Genomic DNA, 19,554 nt, shown 5'->3' on the forward strand with positions numbered 1-19,554 from the left:
CTGGGCGGTGGGGGCACCATCCTACACTACGATGGCAGCTCCTGGAGCACGATGACCAACGGCACCACAAGTCACCTTTATGGTGTCTGGGGCAGCTCCTCCTCTGATGTGTTCGCCCTGGGCGATGGGGGCACCATCCTACACTACGATGGCAGCGCCTGGAGCACGATGACCAGCGGCACCATCAATTACCTTAGAGATGTCTGGGGCATCTCCTCCTCCGGTGTGTTCGCCGTGGGCGATGGGGGCACCATCCTCTACTACAATGGCAGTGCCTGGAGCACGATGACCAGCGGCATCACAAGTCACCTTTATGGTGTCTGGGGCAGCTCCTCCTCTGATGTGTTCGCCGTGGGCTATGGGGGCACCATCCTCTGCTACAATGGCAGTGCCTGGAGCACGATGACCAGCAGCATCACAAGTGACCTTTATAGTGTGTGGGGTAACTCCCCCTCTGATGTGTTCGCCGTGGGCTATGGGGGCACCATCCTCCATTACGGTGGCAGTGCCTGGAGCACGATGACCAGCGGCACCATAAATGACCTTTATAGTGTGTGGGGCAGCTCCCCCTCTGATGTCTTCGCCGTAGGCTATGGGGGCACCATCATCCACTACAATGGCAGCGCCTGGAGCACGATGACCAGCGGTACCACAAATCACCTTATGGGCATCTGGGGCAGCTCCTCCTCTGATGTCTTCGCCGTGGATTATGGGGGCACCATCCTTCATTACAATGGCAGCGCCTGGAGCACGATGACCAGCGGCACCGCGAATCACCTTTATGGTGTCTGGGGTAGCTCCTACTCTGATGTCTTCGCCGTAGGTAGTTCCGGCACAATCTTGCATTACTTCGACCTCGAGTCACAACTACCCACCATAACCTCGGTCAGCCCCAACCAAGGCAATCAGGCTGCGACTCTCGATGTCACCATCAGCGGCACCTACTTCACGAGTCCCACCGCAGTAAGCTTCGGCTCCGGGATAACCGTCAACAGCTCCATGGTGAATAGTTCCAACCAGATAACTGCCAATATCGTAATCAGCAGCTCAGCTACGCTTGGTTCCAGAGATGTCTCAGTGACTACCCCAGGAGGCACTGCCACCAAGACAGGCAGTTTCACGGTGGCTGAGCCTTCACCGACCATGGACTCGGTCACCCCGGATGAGGGTATTCAGGGAGAAGCATTAACCGTGACCATCATCGGCACCTATTTCACCGGAGCCACCGCAGTGAGCTTTGGCTCAGAGATAACCGTTGACAGCTTCACACTAGACAGCGACAGCCAGATAACGGCTAACATCACCATCAGTAGCTCAGCTACGGCTGGGGCCAGGAATGTTTCGGTGACTGCGCCAGCAGGCACTGGCAAACTGACTGAAGGCTTCACGGTGACACAAGTGGCCTCCAATCACAGTAAGACTTGGCTTGCCGCTGGGCTAGGCGCAGCCCTAGCGGTAGTCATTGCAGTTTACCTATCAATCCGCTTCTTTCGTAGTAGAAGGCAGGTAAAGAAAAGGCAGGTGAAGAAGTAGAACGGCAGAGCATTCCCTGGCTTCATGCGGTGAGCCACGTTGGAGTCGAAATCAATCAGATTGAACCTTTCGACATATTGTTCAGCGATGCGGTGCCGAGGGAGAGACCAGTCCAAAATTCCTTCAAGTGCTGCCACCATCCAAACATAGTGTCTGTTCCAAGCTGAAGTTTCCGGGCATAAGCGAATGGAATGCTCCAGCCGATTTTCGAAGCATCTACTTGCCGGGCTACGCAGGCGCTCCAGTGTTGGGATCTCTAATGAAACAAGTGGTACAATCACCGGGGGCAGGTCAATGGTGGAAAGCATTTCATCCACGTTGATCGATCTGTCAAGGAGTTCGACAAATATAGTCATAGGTCCTCGTGATGTCTGATTGGTATTTGTACATGGTAAGATGCCATGACGGTAGTCTGTATACAGGAATCTCGACTGCCGTCGAGCGGCGATTCGCCCAGCACCAGGGAAACGGAAATAGCGGATCGAAGTACCTGAGAAGCAGGGGGCCTTTGACTTTGGTATTCCAGAAGAGGTTGGGAACCAGAAGCTTGGCGTTGAAGGTGGAAAACAAAGTCAAGAAGCTGTCAAGGGAGAAGAAGGAGAGGCTGATTGGGGTCCCTGGATATGTCGAAGGCATAGTGAGGCGAACACAGAACCCCTGAGGACGACCTGAAGGGCTGCAGAGCGCGTGTTGAAATCCCCTGGAACTCCAGCAAGTGGTTCCCGCCAGCAAGCTGGCTGGCATGAAAGGATAATGAAGAAAGATTTGACAGAAGGCCACCTCACAGAGTACTGATTAAAGGCAGTTGAATGCCAGATGGTGACGTCAACAGAATAAGAGCAACGCGGCACGGCTGTTGAAAGGAGACTGATATGAAGGAAGCCGCAACTCCGCAGGAAAAGGCCATTGTGGTCGTAGATCTGCAAAAAGATAATGTGGGCAGGTATTGTCGGGCGATTATCCCCAACGTCAAGCTCCTCCTGCAAGAGGCCAGGGGCAAAGGAATCCCCATAATCTTCGCCTGTGACAGCAGATATCCGGACGATTTCATTTTCACCAAGGGCGGGCATCCAGTGCGCACCATTCGGGGAACTGCCGGAGCGGCAGTCATCGAGGATATGGAGCCGCGAGCCACTGACATCGTCGTCGAAAAGAGGATGCTCAGTGCCTTCTTTGGCACCGACCTCGATTTTACGCTGCGGCAAAAGGGAATCAAGACGCTCATTGTGACCGGCGTGGCCACCTGGGCCTGCGTTTTGAAGACGGTCTTTGACGCGGCCGAGCTGGGGTATGAAGTCATCGTCCCGGCAGATTGCTGCGCCTCGCCATCTCCGGAAGGCCACGAGCCTGCGTTGAAGGTGATGGGACTGCTGCGCGTGGTGAAGCCCTCCGTCAGAGATGTACTGGAAACTCTCTGACGGGGCCACCGGGCGGAAGGATGGGTCATACTCATAGTCATAGCTCATGGCTCGTAGCTGATGGCAGAGATTGCTTCGTCGCCCTTCTGCAGAAGGACTTCTCGCAATGACAGGATGGAATTCGTCTGTCACTTGCGCTCCGCTCCTTTACAGGGAGGCTCTCTTTGTTGTATAATAACAATTCAGAGTTACAGTTTGGGTTATTACAAGCTTCTTAGAATCCGCCCGCATTTCTCTCAAGTATTGGATGACCGGGACTCTAACCAGTATTTCATAGACAGGAGGTCATCCAATAGGCTATCAGGCTAAATCAATCCAGCGTTCTGCTTGCGGAAAACCCTTTGCCTTCAGCACTGAAGAGCAGGGGTTTTGCCATTTTTCAGACAAGAGAGGTGCAGGGACCTTTCCAAGGAGCTACAGTGAATTTCGAAACCTTTGATCTTGATCCAAGCATCATGGCCGGTGTACAGGCGGCCGGTTATGTTACACCCACACCAATCCAGATTAAGTCCATCCCGCCAATCATGCAGGGCCGCGACCTGATTGGTCTGGCACAGACCGGAACCGGCAAGACTGCGGCTTTCGTGCTGCCAATTCTGCAGCGCCTGCTGCAACGCCCGAGGGGTCGCATTGGTGCTCTCATAATCTCGCCCACGCGTGAGCTAGCCGAGCAGACATACGAGGCTGCAACCGAATTGGGACGGCAAACGGGGCTGCGGAGTCTCACCATTTACGGCGGGGTGGGTATACATCAACAGAAACAAGCACTGCGTACTGGAGTCGAAATCGCTGTGGCCTGCCCCGGCCGATTGCTCGATCACCTGTGGCAGGGTACATTCGATCCATCATATGTGGAAGTCCTTGTAATCGACGAGGCAGACCGGATGTTTGACCTGGGCTTTCTACCCGATATCCGGAACATCTTGAAATGCCTGCCACAGGAGCGGCAGACACTGCTTTTCTCGGCCACCATGCCCCGTGATGTCCGGAGTCTGGTGCAGGAAGTCCTGCATGACCCGGTCACCGTGCAAATTGGCCGTATGCTGCCGGCAACAACGGTGTCTCATGCTCTCTATCCGGTGGGACAGCACCTGAAGACTGCGCTCCTGAAGGGACTCTTGCGCAGAACCAGTACGAAATCGGTGCTTGTATTTACACGTACCAAGCATCGCGCCGAGCGTGTCGCGCAGCAACTGATAAGTGCGGGCTACCGGGCAGCCTCACTGCAAGGTGATCTGTCCCAGTACCAGCGTCAGGCCGCTCTCGATGGCTTCCGTGCCGGCTCAGTTAAGATACTGGTGGCGACTGACGTTGCCGCTCGCGGCATCGATGTTTTGAGTATTTCACACGTCATTAACTACGACATGCCGGACACTACGGACGCCTATACGCATCGTATTGGCCGCACGGGACGAATCGGCGCAACTGGTGATGCCTTCACATTTGTGACAACTGAAGACGTGGCCATGGTACGCGCTCTTGAGCACCTGCTGAACGCGCCACTGGAGCGCCGCACATTGCAGGACTTTGATTATAGAGCATGTGCATCAGACAGCGAAGTCATCCGCTCTCCGCACCGGTTCGGACAGCGCACTGTACGGAATGAGCGGGTTGGCATCAAATAGACATTTCTGCTCAGAGAGGCAGCCTGGAAGTAACGCCCAACCCGATTTGCCGGTCCGGAGTCAACTCAATCTGCCTGCTTTCCCGCATTGCCAATAGTCTGTCCCAGACTATTTCCGGCATATCGATCAAGCGCCAGGTTTGCCCTATTCACTAAAGCCTCTTTCCTGTGTTAAGATAGTGCCATGCCCTGCGGCGTGGTCTGTGATGGGAGAGAGCATGGTATCCTGTCATCCGGACACTTTCCCACATGCTTTTCGAGAAGCCTACTCCCCGCATTCCAGGTCTTCTGAAAAGGGCAGGAATGGAAACTGCTGAGCTAAGGAGGAGACGATGATCTTAGGTGTAACACTGGGAATAATTGCCTTGGTAATAGCCCTGATACTCATCCTTCCATCCACCAGGTATATCGGACCCACTGAGGTAGGTCTGATAGTGAAGAAGGTGGGGAAGAAGCTTCCTGCCGATGAGCCTATGGCTTTTCACGGTGAGGCTGGTTATCAGATGGAACTGCTTATGCCAGGACTGCGCTGGAAGTTCTGGCCCATCTTTTCGGTGATAAAGTATCCCTGGGTGCAAATACCGGCAGGCGAAGTTGGTGTTGTCATCGCTCAGGTTGGCAAGCCGCTTCCCATTGGCGCTAAGTCCGCGGTTTATAAACCGGAGTACGGTTCTTTCCAGAATCTGAAGAGTTTCCTCGAGAATGACGGCCAAAAGGGTGTGCAGAGACCAGTCCTGCCTCCGGGGAGTCTGGCTCCCTTCCATCCGGTAGGTCTTCTGATTATTACCAGGAAGCAGGTCTATGGAAGGCCAATAGAACCCGATTTGCTCACCAAGTTTCAGAAGCAGGGGTCCCTCACCCCCAAGGATTTTGGCCTCGAGCCCGATCAGCTTAATCTGGTCGTGATTGAACCGGAATCAACTGCAGCCGATAGAAAAGTCAAGGATGCTATTGGCATTATTACTACTCTTGAAGGGGAGCCCCTCGCCGCTGGCGATATAGCTTCCAGGCTGGGGGGGTTTGACGATGTGAAAAAGCTCGAAGGGAGCAGCGGCACCGATGCTGACCTGATTGAGCTGGTCCTGGGTTGTCAGAACATCATGCATAATAACTATCAGGACTTCCAGAAGTTTCTTGACCTGGGAGGCAAGATCGGCCTTCAGCATGACCCACTGCTCTACGGAGCCTATGCCTTGAATCCCTTCCTGGTCAGGGTTGATATCGCTCCCATGCTGGTGGTGGAGCAGGGCGAGACTGCCGTAATCAAGTCTTACGTGGGGTTGATGACTGAGGATGTCACCGGCGAGGAATTTAAGTTTGGCGTCATAGTCAAACCGGGACACAGGGGTATCTGGAGAGAGGCCCTGGGCACCGGCAAGTATCCCATCAATCCGCACTGTTATCAGGCTGAAATCGTACCTACGGCCATACTGACACTTAACTGGGCGGAGCAGACCTCCAAGGCCCACTCCCTTGATGCTACCCTGTCACAGATCGTGGCTAAGAGCCGTGAAGGTTTCATATTTAAGATTGACCTGCAGGTGCAGATCCACGTCTCGGGCGTAGAGGCTCCCAGGGTTATCTCTATGGTGGGCACTATGCAGAACCTGGTCAGCGAAGTCTTACAGGCTGCTGTAGGCAACCACTTCAGGGATAAGATGCAGAGTATGAGGGCTGTTCAGTTCATCGAGACAAGGCAGCAGGTTCAGGAGGAAGCCTTCAAGCATATCGAGTCTAAGTTGAGCCAGTATAAGGTGGAGACGAAGGGTGTGTACATCCAGGATGTCATACTTCCCGAACAGTTGGTGAAGGTCTTGACGGAGAGGGAAATTGCCAACCAGGAGATAGAGACGTTCAAGAAGCAGAGGGATGCTCAGGAACAGAGAATTGTGATGGAGAAGTCGAAAGGCGTTGCCGATAAACAGAGTGAACTGGCTTCATCTGAAGTCAATATTACCATCAAGGGGAATAATGCCGAAGCCAGAAAGAAGGAAGCCGATGGCGAAGCCTACTATACCCTCGAAACCGGCAGAGTGAAGGGAGCAGAAGTAGAGGCTATCGGTATGGCCAAGGCGAAGGCATATAAGGCTCAGGTGGAAGCGCTGGGGCAAGATTCCACCGCCCTGGTCAATGCCATCACCGCTCTGTCAGATAAGGGCTTGAAGTTTGTTCCTGACGTCATGGTGAGTGGCGGCGGGTCCTCCATAGATGGACTGGCCGGGGTTCTCATGAACATGCTGGGCAAAATGGGTAAACCGCCAGTCATTCCGGCTGCCTTGCAGGAGGGTGGCAAGAAGAAAGGATAGCCTGACACCCGGCAGACTCCGGGTCCAGCAAGCACTCGCTCTCAGTACCCAACCTGCATCAATCATGGGCACGGGCACTGCTCCGAAACGCCCCGGTTTCGGAGCAGTGCTTTTTCGATAGCACGAATACGCTATCCAGATCTGGTAAACCAAGTGTAGTTGGTTATTCTTACACTCTCAACCATGAGTTGACTTACCCCCCCTTGTTTATTATTGACAGCAGATAAAGTAGTTGGTATAATGCTAATAGTTTATAAAATAATAATAGATTGGTTTGGCCATATCTTATCCGTGTCGAGAAGTGATGGCAGGCCTTAGGGAAGGAGGGGCAAAATGGATAGACAGAGACGCATGCTGAACGCTCTGACGGTCTTCTTACTCGGTGTCGGAGTGCTCGTTCTGTTCCTCGGCCCATGCGCAGGGCTCTACAGCATCGCTGTGGGATTCGTCGGCCTGATTGCCTTCTGGGTGGTGGCAATTACCCTCAGGGTATACCATGTCAGCACACCGAAAGACGACGACTACTGGTCGTATCGATAGAGTCTTGAATACAAGACCAAGGGGAGGTGAAGAGTGGAAAAACAGAATCGCAAAGTGAATGCCCTGACAATCTTCTCAAGGAGTATTGGCATCCTGCTTCTGGCCGCCTTCACGGTTATTGGCATCCTGGTTATGGTCCTCAGCCCACACCCGGGACTGTACGGTATCGCCCTGACTGTATGCGCGGGACTGTACGCCATAGTCCTGGGGTTCGCCGCGGTGGGTGCATCCGGGCACATCGGCAAGGTTTTGAATACATAAGAAAGGCACCCCCCTTTCTACAAAGAACCCTCCGATCGGAGGGTTCTTTGTTTCAATCATCCTGAAGCAAGTCCCAAGGTTCGACAACACCCCTGATGATGGTATACTGGGGCCAGCCCCGGCCAGAGGATCGCCTTCAACTTCCATCCCTCAAAGGGCCGCTGCTTCCTCACCATAGGAGTGAATGTCTCCCATAATGACCCCGATCCCACAGCCACCATTCTGAAAAGCATCGCCCGCCAGGAACGGGATATCAAGGATGCCATAGTCCGGGTGCAGATCAATATCGCCGAACACCTCGATGGGCTGGTTCAGGAGCAGGAGATTCATCGGGCGCTGGGTGAAGCACAGTATGTCTCCATCACCAAGGATGTGGAACGTGAGCGCCGCACCAGACCGGGAGACCGCTCGGGTGAACCCATGAGCCCCACCGAGGCGCTCAAGGCTTACCTGGCACTGAAGAAGCCCCCTGCTGACAGTACCAGGGTGTTGCTTGAATACGCCGATAGGCTTATTCAGGAAACCAGGGGCGAAGATTAAGAGGGAAGCAGCGATCCGATAAAGCCCCTCTGTCCCCGCACAAACTCCTCCGCCGTCATCGCCCGCTTGCCTTGCAACTGCAGCCGCACCAGCCCCAGAATACCATCACCCGTTTGCACCCCAAGGGGAGCACCCTTTGCCCCCTTTGTCTCGACCACCCTTCCCGGTTCGCCCTCCCCCGGCAAGGGCACCGCCTCGATAATACTCACCAGCTTGCCCTGCCAGGTGGTATGGCAGCCAGGCCAGGGTTGAAAGGCCTTCACCCTCCGCCACAGCTCCACTGCCGCGCGGAGCCAGTCCATCCGCCCATCCTCCTTGGTGACCATCCTGGAATAGGTGACTCTCCCGTTATCCTGCGGCTGCGGGGCCAGCCTGCCCCCCACCCATAAGGGCAGCGTTTCCATCAGGAGCTGCGCCCCCATCTCTGCCAGACTGGCGGTGAGCGTCGCCGTGGTATCCTCAGGCGATACCGGCCACTCCCGCTGCGCCAGCACGGGGCCGGTGTCCATGCCCTTGTCCAGAAGCATGATGCTCACCCCGGTCACTTCATCACCGGCCAGGATCGCCGCGGCTACCGGCGCCGGGCCGCGGTGCCCGGGGAGGAGCGAGGGGTGGATGTTGAGGCAGCCGTAGCGGGGGATGTCCAGAACGCTCTGCGGCAGCAACCGACCGTAGGCCGCCACCACGATGGCAGACGGCTGCAGTTCCGCCAGCTTCTCCACTTCCTCCGGCTGCCTCAGAGAAGGAGGCTGCCGCACTGTCAGCCCGTAGTGCAGCGCCGCCGCCTTCACCGCCGGCGGCACCAGCTTGCGCCCCCTTCCCGCCGGCTCATCCGGCTGCGTATAGACCGCCACCACCTCATTTTCACTGTGGACAAGGCGGTCCAAGGCAGGGAGGGCAAACCCCGGTGTGCCCAGGAAAACAATCCTCACAGCGGTCACATTCTAGCATGGAGGCCCGAATGCAACAACGGGCTGAATCACTCTGCACAGACAACCCCATTTTTTACCGATGCGAATCTGTTGTATAATCTGGGGCACAGGTCATCACAATCTTCAAAAAAGGGGGGCAAGCATGGCAAAGAAAAGGATCTTTGTGTCCGGGGCCTCTGGTTCCATGGGCGGCGAAGCCTTCAAGGAACTGCTGAAAAGAAGAGCCAAATACGACGTCGTCACTCTGCTCAGACCTTCCAAGCAGAACAAGAAGGCCTTTGCCCAATATGAGGGGCAGGAGGGAGTGAAGATCGTCTGGGGAGATTTAAGTAATCCTGATGATGTACTGAAGGCCGTTGAGGGAGTGGATCAAGTCCTCCATCCGGCTGCCCTGATCGCTCCGGAGGCAGACGACCACCCGGATCTGTGCAGGAAGATTAACTGCGGCGGCACTGAAAACATCATCGCAGCTATCAAGAAGCAACCCAATGGCCTCGACAGGGTTCGGATGGTCTATATCAGTTCCGTAGCCGCATACGGAGACCGGCTTCCCCCTATTCACATGGTCAGGGTGGGAGACCCCCTGAAGCCCAGCGTTGGCGACTATTACGCCACGACAAAAATAGCCGCAGAAAGAGCCGTCATAGAATCCGGCTTGAAATACTGGGCCGTCATGCGGCAGACCTATATTGCTATCCCCAACGCACTGACACTCATGGATCCCATCATGTTCCACCAGCCTGTCAACACCTGCATCGAACTGATCACCAGTGAGGATGCAGGATACGGACTCGTCCAGACCATCGAGGCGCCCGATGAGTTCTGGGGCAGGGTATATAACATGGGAGGAGGCCCATCATGCCGGGTTATCTTCAAGGACTACCTGGCACAAATGATGAATCTCTTTAGTCTGGGAGACTTCAGAAAGATAATGCCCCTTAACTGGTTCGGCGTAAGGAACTTCCACTGCTGCTGGTATGAAGATAGCTACGTTCTCAACGAATACCTCGGTCACTGGAGACATTCAATCAAGGATCACTATGCGCAGGTAAAAGCCAATATCCCCTGGTATTTGAAATTCGGAGCCAGACTCGCGCCTCCTTTCATCGTGAGAGCATACATGAAGAGAACAGCAGAGCCGCTGCAATGGATCGAAAAGAACGAAGAGGAAAAGATCAAAGCCTTCTTCGGCAGCCGTGAACAATGGGAGAAGCTCCCAGATTGGGCCCACTATCAAGAGATAGAGCCGGGGAAGCCGAAAGAGCCTCCGGACAGGTCACGGAATGCTGACTTCAAGCGCTTCACCATGGAAGAGATACGGCAGATGGCCGAGGCCAGAGGGGGAGTGTGCCTCTCCACAACGTTCACCGATATCAAAACGAAGCTCAGGTGGAAATGCGCCTTCGGGCATGAGTGGGAAGCTACGCCGGTGCTTATCAGGGCCGGACACTGGTGCCCGGAATGTTATCCCCCGCCGTGGAACTGGGATGCCCTGGCTAAGGTGGACCCGCTGCTGGCCAGGCACTACTACAATAATCACGATAAGAACGAAAGCCAGAAGGTTGACTACCTGTATTGCCCCTCCCCCATGGTGAAGTAAGGGCCAGGATCGGCTTACTCTCGCTTCCCGGAATCCGAGAGCGCAATTCTGCGATATCTCAGTTGTGACTGAGAACCGTCAATGTCATAATAGCGATTGAGATGATTATCATCGGCGAGAATATACACATCATTTCAAAGGCTGTTTCCGCCGCCGTAAAGGAACGAAACGCCAGGGCCATCCAGGATCTGGCCGTGGCGCAGGCGGAGGCCGGCGTTGATTACATCGATCTCAACCTCGGCCCGGCTAGAAAAGACCCCGATGCCGCTGAGTGGCTGGTGAACACAGTTCAGGCGGTGACCGATCTGCCGCTATCCGTCGATACCCTGAATCCCGCAGCGATGGAGGCCGGGCTCAAGGTCTGCCGGAAAAGACCCCTGCTCAACTCCGCTTCCGGGAGAACTGACAGCAAGGAGAAGATGCTGCCCCTGGCCAGTAAATATGGTACCGGCGTGGTGTTATCGGTACTGACGGATGAGGGCTGTCCTGCGGATATTGAATCACGGCTGGAAAGCATCATGGAAACCATAGCCTATGCCAACGATCTGGGTATCCTCACCGAGGATATCTGGGTCGATCCCATCCTTTTGCCGGTCAGCGCCGACCAGAAACAGGTGGCCGAAGCCCTGGAGTTCATAAAGATATTGCCGGAGGCTGTCCCTGGTGCGAAGTCAACACTGGGACTCTCCAACATATCCAACGGGACGCCCGCAGAACTGAGAGGGATTCTCAACCGTACTTACATGATCATGCTGGAGAGAGCCGGGCAATACTCGGTGATAGCCGATGCTCTGGATAAGGAGATGATGAGCCTCAATAGAGGCGAGATGCCTGATGTCGTCGATCTCATCTACAGAATGATGGATGGAGAAGATATAGCCCTGTCCTCTCTCTCAGCAAAGCTGCGCGACTACGTGAAGACAACCCGGGTCCTTCTGGGCCACACGCTTTATTCGCATTCCTGGCTGGAGGACTGAGAGCGCCAAAGGAGAAGTCGGTATGCAGTACAGAGCACCTATCGAGGCATATACAGGGACGGTCAGAGAGGTCACTATAGGAACAGGGGCGAAAGCCTTGAAGATCGGGGGGGAGAGTGCCCTTCCCTTTCACTATTTCGATCAGGGCTCCATCCCCAACCCTCCCAGGCTGGCCCTGGAAATATGTGACATGGAACCCAGGGATTGGGCAGAATCGGTGCTCCAGCCTTACAAGGATGTTGTCTCTGACCCCGTCAGGTGGGCCAGGAAGTGCGTTGATTACGGTGCCGATGCTGTTTGCCTGCAACTGGTGAGCACGGACCCGACCGTGAAGGATACGTCTCCAGAGGAGGCAGCAAAGCTCGCCAGAAGGATTTCCGAGGCCATACCGGTGCCCCTCATCGTCTATGGTTCCGGTGACGAGAAAAAGGATGTGCCCGTCTTGACCAGGGTGGCCGAGGTGTGCCGGGGGGAGAACCTCCTCCTGGGACCGGCAGTCAAGGAAAACTACGAGGGGATCGCCAGGGCGGTTTCCGAACACGGACATGCGTTGATTGCCCAGACCCCTGTAGATATCAACCTCATGAAGGAGCTGAATATAAAGCTGTCCAAATTCTTCCCCCCGAACAGGATTGTCATTGACCCTTTGAGTTCAGCTTTGGGCTATGGCATGGAATATAGCTTCACCATAATGGAGAGGACAAAGCAGACAGGAGTGATCTACAAGGACGCCATGATGCAGATGCCTATGATCGCCAACCTGGGGGGCGAATGCTGGAAGACAAAGGAGGCCAGGGAAAACGAGAGGCAGGGGATACTGTGGGAGGGAATGACAGCCATCTCTCTGCTGCTTACGGGAGCAGATCTCGTTGTTTTGAGACACCCTGAAACCATGAAATTGATCAGGCATCTCATGGCGGAGAGGTAAAGGAATGACGGAAGCGAAGGAAAAGAAGCAGAAGAAGACCAGGAAACACCAGCAGATTGAGAAGCTGATAAGGGCAGAGGATCAGTGGGAGCCGGTCGGGCATACCCCCATGCCGGACATCGCCGATCTGAGAAACTGGGATATGCGGCTGATGAAGACCTACAAGCCCTTCTACGCGCCTTTCTGCGATGTGTGCTGCTTCTGCACCTACGGTAAGTGCGACCTCACCTGCGGACAGCGGGGGGCCTGCGGCATCGACATCGCAGGCCAGCAGGGGAGGTTCATCCTTCTGGCCTGCTGTGTGGGCCTTTCTGCTCACGGCGCCCATGCCAGACACATCGTTGATCTTATGATTGAAAAGTACGGTGAGGACTACAAGATCGATCTGGGCAACAATGTCGCCATTGAGGCACCCAACATCAGGACCGTGCTGGGACTGAAACCGGAATCGATGCGCGACCTGCGAACAGCGGTCGAGTATGTGGAGCGGCAGTTGATCCACCTGATTTCGGCGCTCCATACCGGTCAGGAGGGCAGCAACATAGATTATGAGTCCAAGGCCCTTCATGCCGGTATGCTGGACCATGTGGCTATGGAAATCGCTGATGTCGCCCAGATCTCGGGATTTAAATACCCCACATCCGTGGCCGAGACTCCGCTGGTAAGCCTGGGCACCGCCTCCGTGGATATCAGTAAACCCACCATTCTGGTGATCGGCCATAATCCCGCCTCTTCCACCGCTATCATCGACTACCTCCGGGCGAACAGCCTCGACGAGAAAGTGGAGCTGGGTGGTCTGTGCTGCACTGCTCATGAGGCGACCCGGTATTCGGATAAGGCCAGGGTGATCGGCCCCCTCTCCAGACAGCTCTACTACGTGAGGACCGGCATTGCTGATGTCATAGTGACCGATGAGCAGTGCATCAGGACCGACCTGGTAGAAGAAGCTAAGAAAGTAGACTCTGCCTTCATCGCCACCTCAGACAAAGCCTGCTACGGGCTTGAGGATGCCACCGAGATGGAGACGGATGACATAGTGAAGCAGATGCTGGATCAGGGCAAGCAATTCCTCATCCTCGACCATGAGAAGGCCGGTGAGGTGGCTGTGAGAGTGGCCCTGGCGCTGGCACCGAAGAGGAAGAAGGAGCTTCTAAGCGAAAAGGAGGCCCTGGAGCTGGCCAAGAGGTGCGTGCAGTGCGGCATGTGCGAGAGGGTCTGCCCCAACATGCTCCTCATCGGCGAAGGGATCAGCCAGGTAGCCCTGGGGAATCTTGACGAACTGAGGAATATCTTCGACAAGTGCCTCGGCTGCGGCAAATGCGAGGAGGAGTGTCCTCACGATGTGCCCATCTTCAAAATCATGCAGGTGGCTGCCAGCAAAGAGGCCTACAAGATACGGGTTGGGCGCGGGCCCATTATGGATACCGAGATCAGGAACGTCGGTGCCCCCATAGTGCTGGGAACCATCCCCGGCGTGGTGGCCTTCGTGGGATGTTCCAGCTACCCGGACATGAATGACCTTGTGGAGATGGTCGAGGAATTCGCTAAGAGAAAATACATCGTGGTCCTCAGCGGCTGTGCCGCTATGACTGCCGGTATGAAGAAAGACCCCGAGGGACGGACCATCTATGAAAAGTACCCTGCCAGCTTTGACGCCGGTGGAGTGGTGAACGTGGGCTCCTGCGTGTCCAACGCCCACATCACCGGAGCCACTATCAAGATAGCCAATATCTTCGCCAGCCTCCCCCTGAGAGCCAACTACGAGGTTATCGCCGACTACATTCTCAACCGCGTGGGGGCTGTGGGGGTAGCCTGGGGGGCTTACTCACAGAAGGCAGTCTCCATCGCCACCGGCTGTAACCGGCTGGGAATCCCCGTGGTCCTGGGACCCCACTCATCCAAGTCCCGCCGACTCTTCCTTTCCAGAAAGGAAGAGGATAACTGGACGGTAATGGACGGCAGAAAAGGGGAACTGGTGGATACCGGCGAGCCTTCTCCAGAGCACCTGGCCTATGTCACCGAGACGAAGGAGAGGGCTATGGTCACCATCGCCAAGCTGTGCATCAGGAAGAACGATACGGCACAGGGAAGAGCCCTGAAACTGAATCACTACATCTCCCTGTACAAGAAGTATATGGGCGGCGGGCTCCCGCCGGACCTGCACCTGTACGTCAGGACCGACAGAGACCTCCCCATTGTGTATAAGAAGGAAGCTGCGGCATACCTGAAGGAGGTGGGCTGGAAGCCGAAACCTGTCCTGACCCTCCCCACCCTGATCGGCACCTATCCCAGCAAAGTGCCTCTGGAGTCTGTCATTCACTAAGAGAGGATGCGCATAGCATGATTGAGGAGTTCATCGCCGATACCGAGAAGCTTCTCGGCTACATGCGCCGCATCGAGAGGGGCCAACTCGTCTGCATTGAACCTGCCAGAAGGCTGGCAAAGAAGCAGGGCCTGGGTATGGAGCAGCTCGAAGAGGCTATCCAGTCAGGCATTCGAAAAAGGATTTCCGCCTATATCGAGAGCATTAGTGAGGGCGAAGACACCGAAGTCTATGCTACCCTCATCAGAGAGCTGGCCAGAGAGCACGATTTAGACATAGTCGAACTGGAAAAGAAGATTCTACAGGCCATGAAAGACGCCGACTTCAGGAGGTTCGCCCGCTACATCAATATGATTGAGAACGAGAACATTCACCTCATCAGTAAGGCCAGAGCAATTAAAAGGAAATACCGCATAGCGGGCCATCGCCTGGATGAAGCCATCAGACAGGGTGAATCTGCCTATCTGCTCCGTAATATCAGGCAGATCAGGAAAGGCCCCCGCTTCCACCCGCTTCTGCCCCGCGAAGAGATACTGCTGAGGAGAATCGCCAGGAAGTATGGGCACGAGGAAAAGATCGAGGAAGCTATCAGGAAGTGGAGAGAGTTGAACTGTCACACTGAATGACAGCAGGACATCCCGGGGTTTTCTCCCCCGGTCAGCCAGGAGACAAATAGGAGGAAAGTATTTGGCTGGAATCTCAGATCTGGTAAAAAGGGTGGCGGTGGACAAATACCAGAGAGACAGGGATATGCTGATCCAGATCCTGCTGGATCTGCAGGGTGGCCTCGGCTGGCTGCCCGCAGAAGTGCTGGCAGAGGTGAGCCGGCAGTTGAGAGTATCCATAGCCCGCGTGTATCAGGTGGCCAGCTTCTACAAGGCTTTCAGCTTCTCTCCCAGGGGCCGTCACACGGTGACAGTGTGCCTGGGGACTGCCTGCCAGGTACGGGGTGCACCGAGACTCCTGGATAGAACTACAGACAAGCTCAAGCTGGCACCGGGAGAGACATCGGCAGATATGCGTTTCAGCCTGGATACTGTCAATTGCCTCGGCTGCTGTGCTCTGGGGCCGGTCATCGTCATAGACGGAAAGTACCACAGCAAACCTTCAACCTCGGAACTGGAGCACCTGTTTGATGCAGCGAAATAAGAGAGGAAACATGCCCGCTAAACTTCCCTCGCCGGAGGCACTGGAGACACTGCGAAATGGCATACTGTCCGGAAGGGATCCCCTGAAGACCGGCATTACTGTCTGCGCCGGCACCGGTTGCCAGACCTATGGCGCCAGGGATGTCTTCGAGGCCCTGGCGGAGGAAGTCAAGAATCAGGGATTGGCAGACAGGATACAGGTCAAGGCTACCGGCTGCCACGGGTTCTGCGAAAAGGGCGTTATCGTCGTCACCTCCCCCGATGAGGTCGCCTACGTCAAGGTGAAGCATGAAGATATCCCCGAAGTGGTCAGCGCCGTGGCCGGAAGGCGTATCGTGGAGCGTCTCCTCTACAGTGATCCTTCAACGGGCAAGAAGATTGCCAAGGAATCAGACATTCCTTTCTATAAGAATCAGACCCGCATCGTCTTCGGCAACAACAAACGCATCGACCCCAAAAATATAGACGATTACATTGCCCTGGGCGGATACAGCGCCCTGGCTAAAGCCCTGTCCCGCATGAAGACGGAAGAGGTGCTGGAAGAGGTGAAAAGGGCCAATCTGAGGGGCAGGGGCGGAGGAGGGTTTCCGACAGGCAGAAAGTGGGAGGAGACCAGGAATGCCCCTGGCAGCATCAAGTACGTGGTAGTGAACTGTGATGAGGGCGACCCCGGGGCCTACATGGATCGGTCGCTGATGGAGGGAAACCCGCACAGTGTGCTGGAAGGGCTCATCATCGGGGCTTATGCCGTAGGTTCTCACCAGGGATTCTTCTACGTTCGCCAGGAATATCCTCTGGCCTGCGAAAATCTGAACCTCGCCATAGAGCAAGCCAAGGAATATGGTCTTCTCGGGGAAAACATCCTCGGCTCCGGATTCAACTTCGCTGTGAAAGTGCACCGTGGCGCCGGAGCCTTTGTATCCGGAGAATCCAGCGCCCTCATGAGCGCCATCGAAGGAAAAGCAGGCGAACCGAGGATGAAATACGTCCACACTGCAGTCAGCGGGATAAAGGGAAGGCCATCGATTCTGAACAATGTGGAGACCTGGGCCACTGTCCCGCTCATCATAGAGAAGGGGGCAGAATGGTTCCGCTCCATAGGAACAGACGGCAGCAAGGGAACCAAGATATTCTCCCTGGTAGGAAAGGTGAACAACACCGGTCTGGTGGAAGTGCCTATGGGCATGACTCTCAGGCAGGTAATCTATGATGTCGGCGGAGGGATACCGGGTGGGAAGAAGTTCAAGGGAGTCCAGACCGGCGGGCCTTCGGGAGGCATAATCCCTGAAAAGCACCTCGACACGCCCATCGATTTTGATGCGCTGACCAGGCTCGGCTCCATGATGGGTTCCGGCGGCATGGTGGTCATGGATGAAGATACCTGCATGGTGGACGTCGCCAGATACTTCATCGACTTCCTGTGCAGCGAGTCCTGCGGCAAATGTATTCCCTGCCGCGAGGGTCTCCGTCTCCTGATGAAGGTTTTGACCGATATCTGCCACGGAGACGGGAAGCTTGGTGACATAGAGTTGATTGAGGAGGTAGCCGAAGTGATGGCAGATGCTTCCCTTTGTGCCCTGGGAACCACGGCTGCCAATCCGGTTCTGACCACCCTGAAATACTTCAGAGACGAATATGAAGCCCACCTGAACGAGAAGCGCTGCCCGGCCAGGTCATGCAAGGCCCTGACCTCATACTACATTGACCCCGCCAGGTGTTCGGCCTGCCTCATCTGTTTGAGAAATTGCCCTGCCGGGGCGGTCAACGGTGCTAAGGGCGAAATACACTGGATCAACCAGGAGAAATGCACCCGGTGCGGCGTATGTTTTGACGTTTGCCCGCCGCGCTTCAGCGCTGTGGTCAAAATTTCAGGCGAACCCCTACCACCACCTCCACCGCCAGGAACCATGGTCACCCGCAAGAAAGAGGCATAGGATGGCAGAAATGATAACCCTGGTCATAGATGGCAAGCAGGTAGAAGCCAGGCAGGGAGCTACTATCCTGCAGGCAGCCAGAGCAGCCAGCATCGATATACCAACGCTATGTGTACACCAAAAAATGCTGCTCTACGGGGCCTGCCGCATCTGCAGCGTGGAGGCTGAGAGGAATGGCCAGGTCCGGGTGGTAGCGTCCTGTGGCTATCCTGTCGAAGAAGGTCTGATCGTGAGAACCCGCAGCCCCAGGATAGACAGGATACGAAAGCTCCTTCTCGAACTGGTGGCCCCTCAGGCAATGTTCCAGGAGAATGTCGGCGGTGAGCTGAGGAGGCTGGCCGATGAATACGGGGCTGACATCCACCGCTTCGAGTACCGACTCAATGCCAAATCAAACAGGTGTATCCTCTGCGGCCTCTGTGTCCGCTACTGCGAAGAGATTGTCGGTGCCCCAGCGATAGGCTTCGTCGGAAGGGGAATCGAGCGAAGAGTGGTCTTCTACCCCGATATAGCCAGGAGAGTCTTTGCCGGCGGTATGGAGTGGGCGGCTGAAGTCTGTCCCACAGGCAAGATAGGCGCTGAATCAGATAGCTCCTATTTTGGCTTCACCGTTGAGGACTTCCTGGCGGACAGGCTATGAGCAGTTAGTGAAGGAGAGGGGAAATGGTTATGCCGCTTCATCGGGTGAACGTACTTACCGGTACCAAGTCCGCCATCATTCTTGATGATGCCGCCGAGTATGCCGCGTTGATCCAGCAGGCCAGACGTCCCCTCCTGGTGCTGGGCCCCAAGCTATTGGAGAGTTCGCTGGATGGGAAAACCCTCTTACAGTACGCTCTGGAGATAGCCCGGGCAGGCAGCATCCCCGTATGTGCCACGGCACACGTGAAAGGGAAGATGACGGAACTCGGGGTGAAGCCGGAAAGCGAATACGACGCGGTGGAAATAGCCAACCATCTCAAGGACCCAGATTGGCGAGGGGTGAAAAAGGAGGGGAATCACGACCTGGTGATCTTCTTCGGTTTCAGGACTGACCTCGGCAACCAGGTGCTCTCCACCTTGAAGCATTTTGCCCCCCACCTCAGGACCATGACTCTCTGCAAGTACGTCTTCCCCAACGCCGATTACTCCCTCCCCAACTTCAGGAAAGACGAAGACTGGAGGGAATTCCTCGATGAATTGCTATATGATCTGCAAGAATCTTGAACGTGGCCACTTCTCCTGCACAGACTATATTGCGCTTTGAAGTTCACCTGGGGTTATTTGCCTGGGCAATGCGTCTCCTTGCTTCATCGCTGAAGTCAAGATAATGCGGGCGAGAGTGGAAGGGCCCAGCCCTTGTTTTGCACCAAGCTGTCGCAATCCGCTCAACTCCTCACCGCTTAGCCGAACCGCCAAGAAAGATGACCGCTTTTGGCGTGGGCGCTTGATCTCTCCCTCATATCCCTCAACAATGGGGCTGTGCGTTTTCCAGTACTCCTCCTCTTCCT

General features: G+C 55.4%; 20 protein-coding genes. 17 read left to right on the plus strand and 3 right to left on the minus strand.

Annotated features, from left to right (window positions below):
- Positions 1-1,533, plus strand: a 1,533-nt coding sequence (locus NTZ04_08415; GenBank protein MCX5992328.1) for an IPT/TIG domain-containing protein, incomplete at its 5' end; no start/stop codon positions are given.
- On the opposite strand, the gene NTZ04_08420 is transcribed toward NTZ04_08415, so the two are convergent.
- Complete coding sequence (locus NTZ04_08420; protein MCX5992329.1) at positions 1,470-1,889, minus strand: hypothetical protein; 420 nt, start codon at positions 1,887-1,889, stop codon at positions 1,470-1,472. The two genes, NTZ04_08415 and NTZ04_08420, sit on opposite strands and share 64 nt — an antisense overlap.
- A 32-nt stretch (positions 1,890-1,921) precedes the next feature.
- Here NTZ04_08420 and NTZ04_08425 point away from each other — a divergent pair, with 32 nt between their 5' ends.
- From NTZ04_08425 to NTZ04_08455, 7 genes are all read left to right on the plus strand, one after another.
- Entirely contained in the window at positions 1,922-2,194 is a 273-nt protein-coding gene (locus NTZ04_08425; protein ID MCX5992330.1) for a GIY-YIG nuclease family protein, read from the plus strand.
- A 211-nt stretch (positions 2,195-2,405) separates the two neighbouring features.
- Positions 2,406-2,951, plus strand: coding sequence for a cysteine hydrolase (locus NTZ04_08430; protein ID MCX5992331.1), 546 nt, complete (start codon positions 2,406-2,408; stop codon positions 2,949-2,951).
- A gap of 419 nt (positions 2,952-3,370) precedes the next feature.
- On the plus strand, positions 3,371-4,576 hold the full coding sequence (locus NTZ04_08435; GenBank protein ID MCX5992332.1) for a DEAD/DEAH box helicase: 1,206 nt from the start codon (positions 3,371-3,373) through the stop codon (positions 4,574-4,576).
- A 331-nt stretch (positions 4,577-4,907) separates the two neighbouring features.
- Positions 4,908-6,881 carry an SPFH domain-containing protein gene (locus tag NTZ04_08440; protein ID MCX5992333.1) on the plus strand — a complete coding sequence of 658 codons (1,974 nt, stop codon included), beginning with the start codon at positions 4,908-4,910 and terminating at the stop codon, positions 6,879-6,881.
- Positions 6,882-7,214: 333 nt separating this feature from the next.
- The gene (locus tag NTZ04_08445) at positions 7,215-7,421 is read left to right on the plus strand and encodes a hypothetical protein (protein ID MCX5992334.1); all 207 of its coding nucleotides are present in this window, start codon (positions 7,215-7,217) and stop codon (positions 7,419-7,421) included.
- 33 nt (positions 7,422-7,454) lie between these two features.
- Positions 7,455-7,682, plus strand: a complete 228-nt coding sequence (locus NTZ04_08450) for a hypothetical protein (GenBank protein MCX5992335.1) — start codon at positions 7,455-7,457, stop codon at positions 7,680-7,682.
- A gap of 180 nt (positions 7,683-7,862) precedes the next feature.
- On the plus strand, positions 7,863-8,222 hold the full coding sequence (locus tag NTZ04_08455) for a hypothetical protein (protein ID MCX5992336.1): 360 nt from the start codon (positions 7,863-7,865) through the stop codon (positions 8,220-8,222).
- Here NTZ04_08455 and fmt read toward each other — a convergent pair.
- Positions 8,219-9,154 (minus strand): methionyl-tRNA formyltransferase, encoded by a 936-nt coding sequence (gene fmt, locus NTZ04_08460; GenBank protein ID MCX5992337.1) that lies wholly within the window; start codon positions 9,152-9,154, stop codon positions 8,219-8,221. The two genes, NTZ04_08455 and fmt, sit on opposite strands and share 4 nt — an antisense overlap.
- 142 nt (positions 9,155-9,296) lie before the next feature.
- Here fmt and NTZ04_08465 point away from each other — a divergent pair, with 142 nt between their 5' ends.
- From NTZ04_08465 to cdhB, 9 genes are all read left to right on the plus strand, one after another.
- Positions 9,297-10,754 (plus strand): NAD(P)-dependent oxidoreductase, encoded by a 1,458-nt coding sequence (locus NTZ04_08465; GenBank protein ID MCX5992338.1) that lies wholly within the window; start codon positions 9,297-9,299, stop codon positions 10,752-10,754.
- A gap of 101 nt (positions 10,755-10,855) precedes the next feature.
- Complete coding sequence (locus NTZ04_08470; protein ID MCX5992339.1) at positions 10,856-11,731, plus strand: dihydropteroate synthase; 876 nt, start codon at positions 10,856-10,858, stop codon at positions 11,729-11,731.
- 22 nt (positions 11,732-11,753) lie between these two features.
- A complete protein-coding gene (locus NTZ04_08475; protein MCX5992340.1) occupies positions 11,754-12,659 on the plus strand; it encodes an acetyl-CoA decarbonylase/synthase complex subunit delta in 906 nt (301 codons plus the stop codon).
- A gap of 4 nt (positions 12,660-12,663) precedes the next feature.
- A complete protein-coding gene (gene cdhA, locus NTZ04_08480) occupies positions 12,664-14,982 on the plus strand; it encodes a CO dehydrogenase/acetyl-CoA synthase complex subunit alpha (GenBank protein ID MCX5992341.1) in 2,319 nt (772 codons plus the stop codon).
- A gap of 17 nt (positions 14,983-14,999) precedes the next feature.
- Complete coding sequence (locus tag NTZ04_08485) at positions 15,000-15,608, plus strand: hypothetical protein (protein MCX5992342.1); 609 nt, start codon at positions 15,000-15,002, stop codon at positions 15,606-15,608.
- Between the two features lie 61 nt (positions 15,609-15,669).
- Positions 15,670-16,131 (plus strand): NAD(P)H-dependent oxidoreductase subunit E, encoded by a 462-nt coding sequence (locus NTZ04_08490; GenBank protein MCX5992343.1) that lies wholly within the window; start codon positions 15,670-15,672, stop codon positions 16,129-16,131.
- 10 nt (positions 16,132-16,141) lie between these two features.
- Complete coding sequence (locus NTZ04_08495; GenBank protein MCX5992344.1) at positions 16,142-18,064, plus strand: SLBB domain-containing protein; 1,923 nt, start codon at positions 16,142-16,144, stop codon at positions 18,062-18,064.
- A gap of 1 nt (position 18,065) precedes the next feature.
- Positions 18,066-18,704 carry a 2Fe-2S iron-sulfur cluster-binding protein gene (locus tag NTZ04_08500; protein MCX5992345.1) on the plus strand — a complete coding sequence of 213 codons (639 nt, stop codon included), beginning with the start codon at positions 18,066-18,068 and terminating at the stop codon, positions 18,702-18,704.
- Between the two features lie 23 nt (positions 18,705-18,727).
- Positions 18,728-19,270: a CO dehydrogenase/acetyl-CoA synthase complex subunit epsilon gene (gene cdhB, locus NTZ04_08505; GenBank protein ID MCX5992346.1), complete on the plus strand. Its 543-nt coding sequence runs from the start codon at positions 18,728-18,730 to the stop codon at positions 19,268-19,270.
- Between the two features lie 24 nt (positions 19,271-19,294).
- Here cdhB and NTZ04_08510 read toward each other — a convergent pair.
- Positions 19,295-19,554, minus strand: a 260-nt coding sequence (locus tag NTZ04_08510; GenBank protein ID MCX5992347.1) for a hypothetical protein, incomplete at its 5' end; no start/stop codon positions are given.

Source organism: Chloroflexota bacterium, from assembly GCA_026389585.1.
Classification (GTDB): Bacteria; Chloroflexota; Dehalococcoidia; order UBA2247; family RBG-13-53-26; genus JAPLHP01.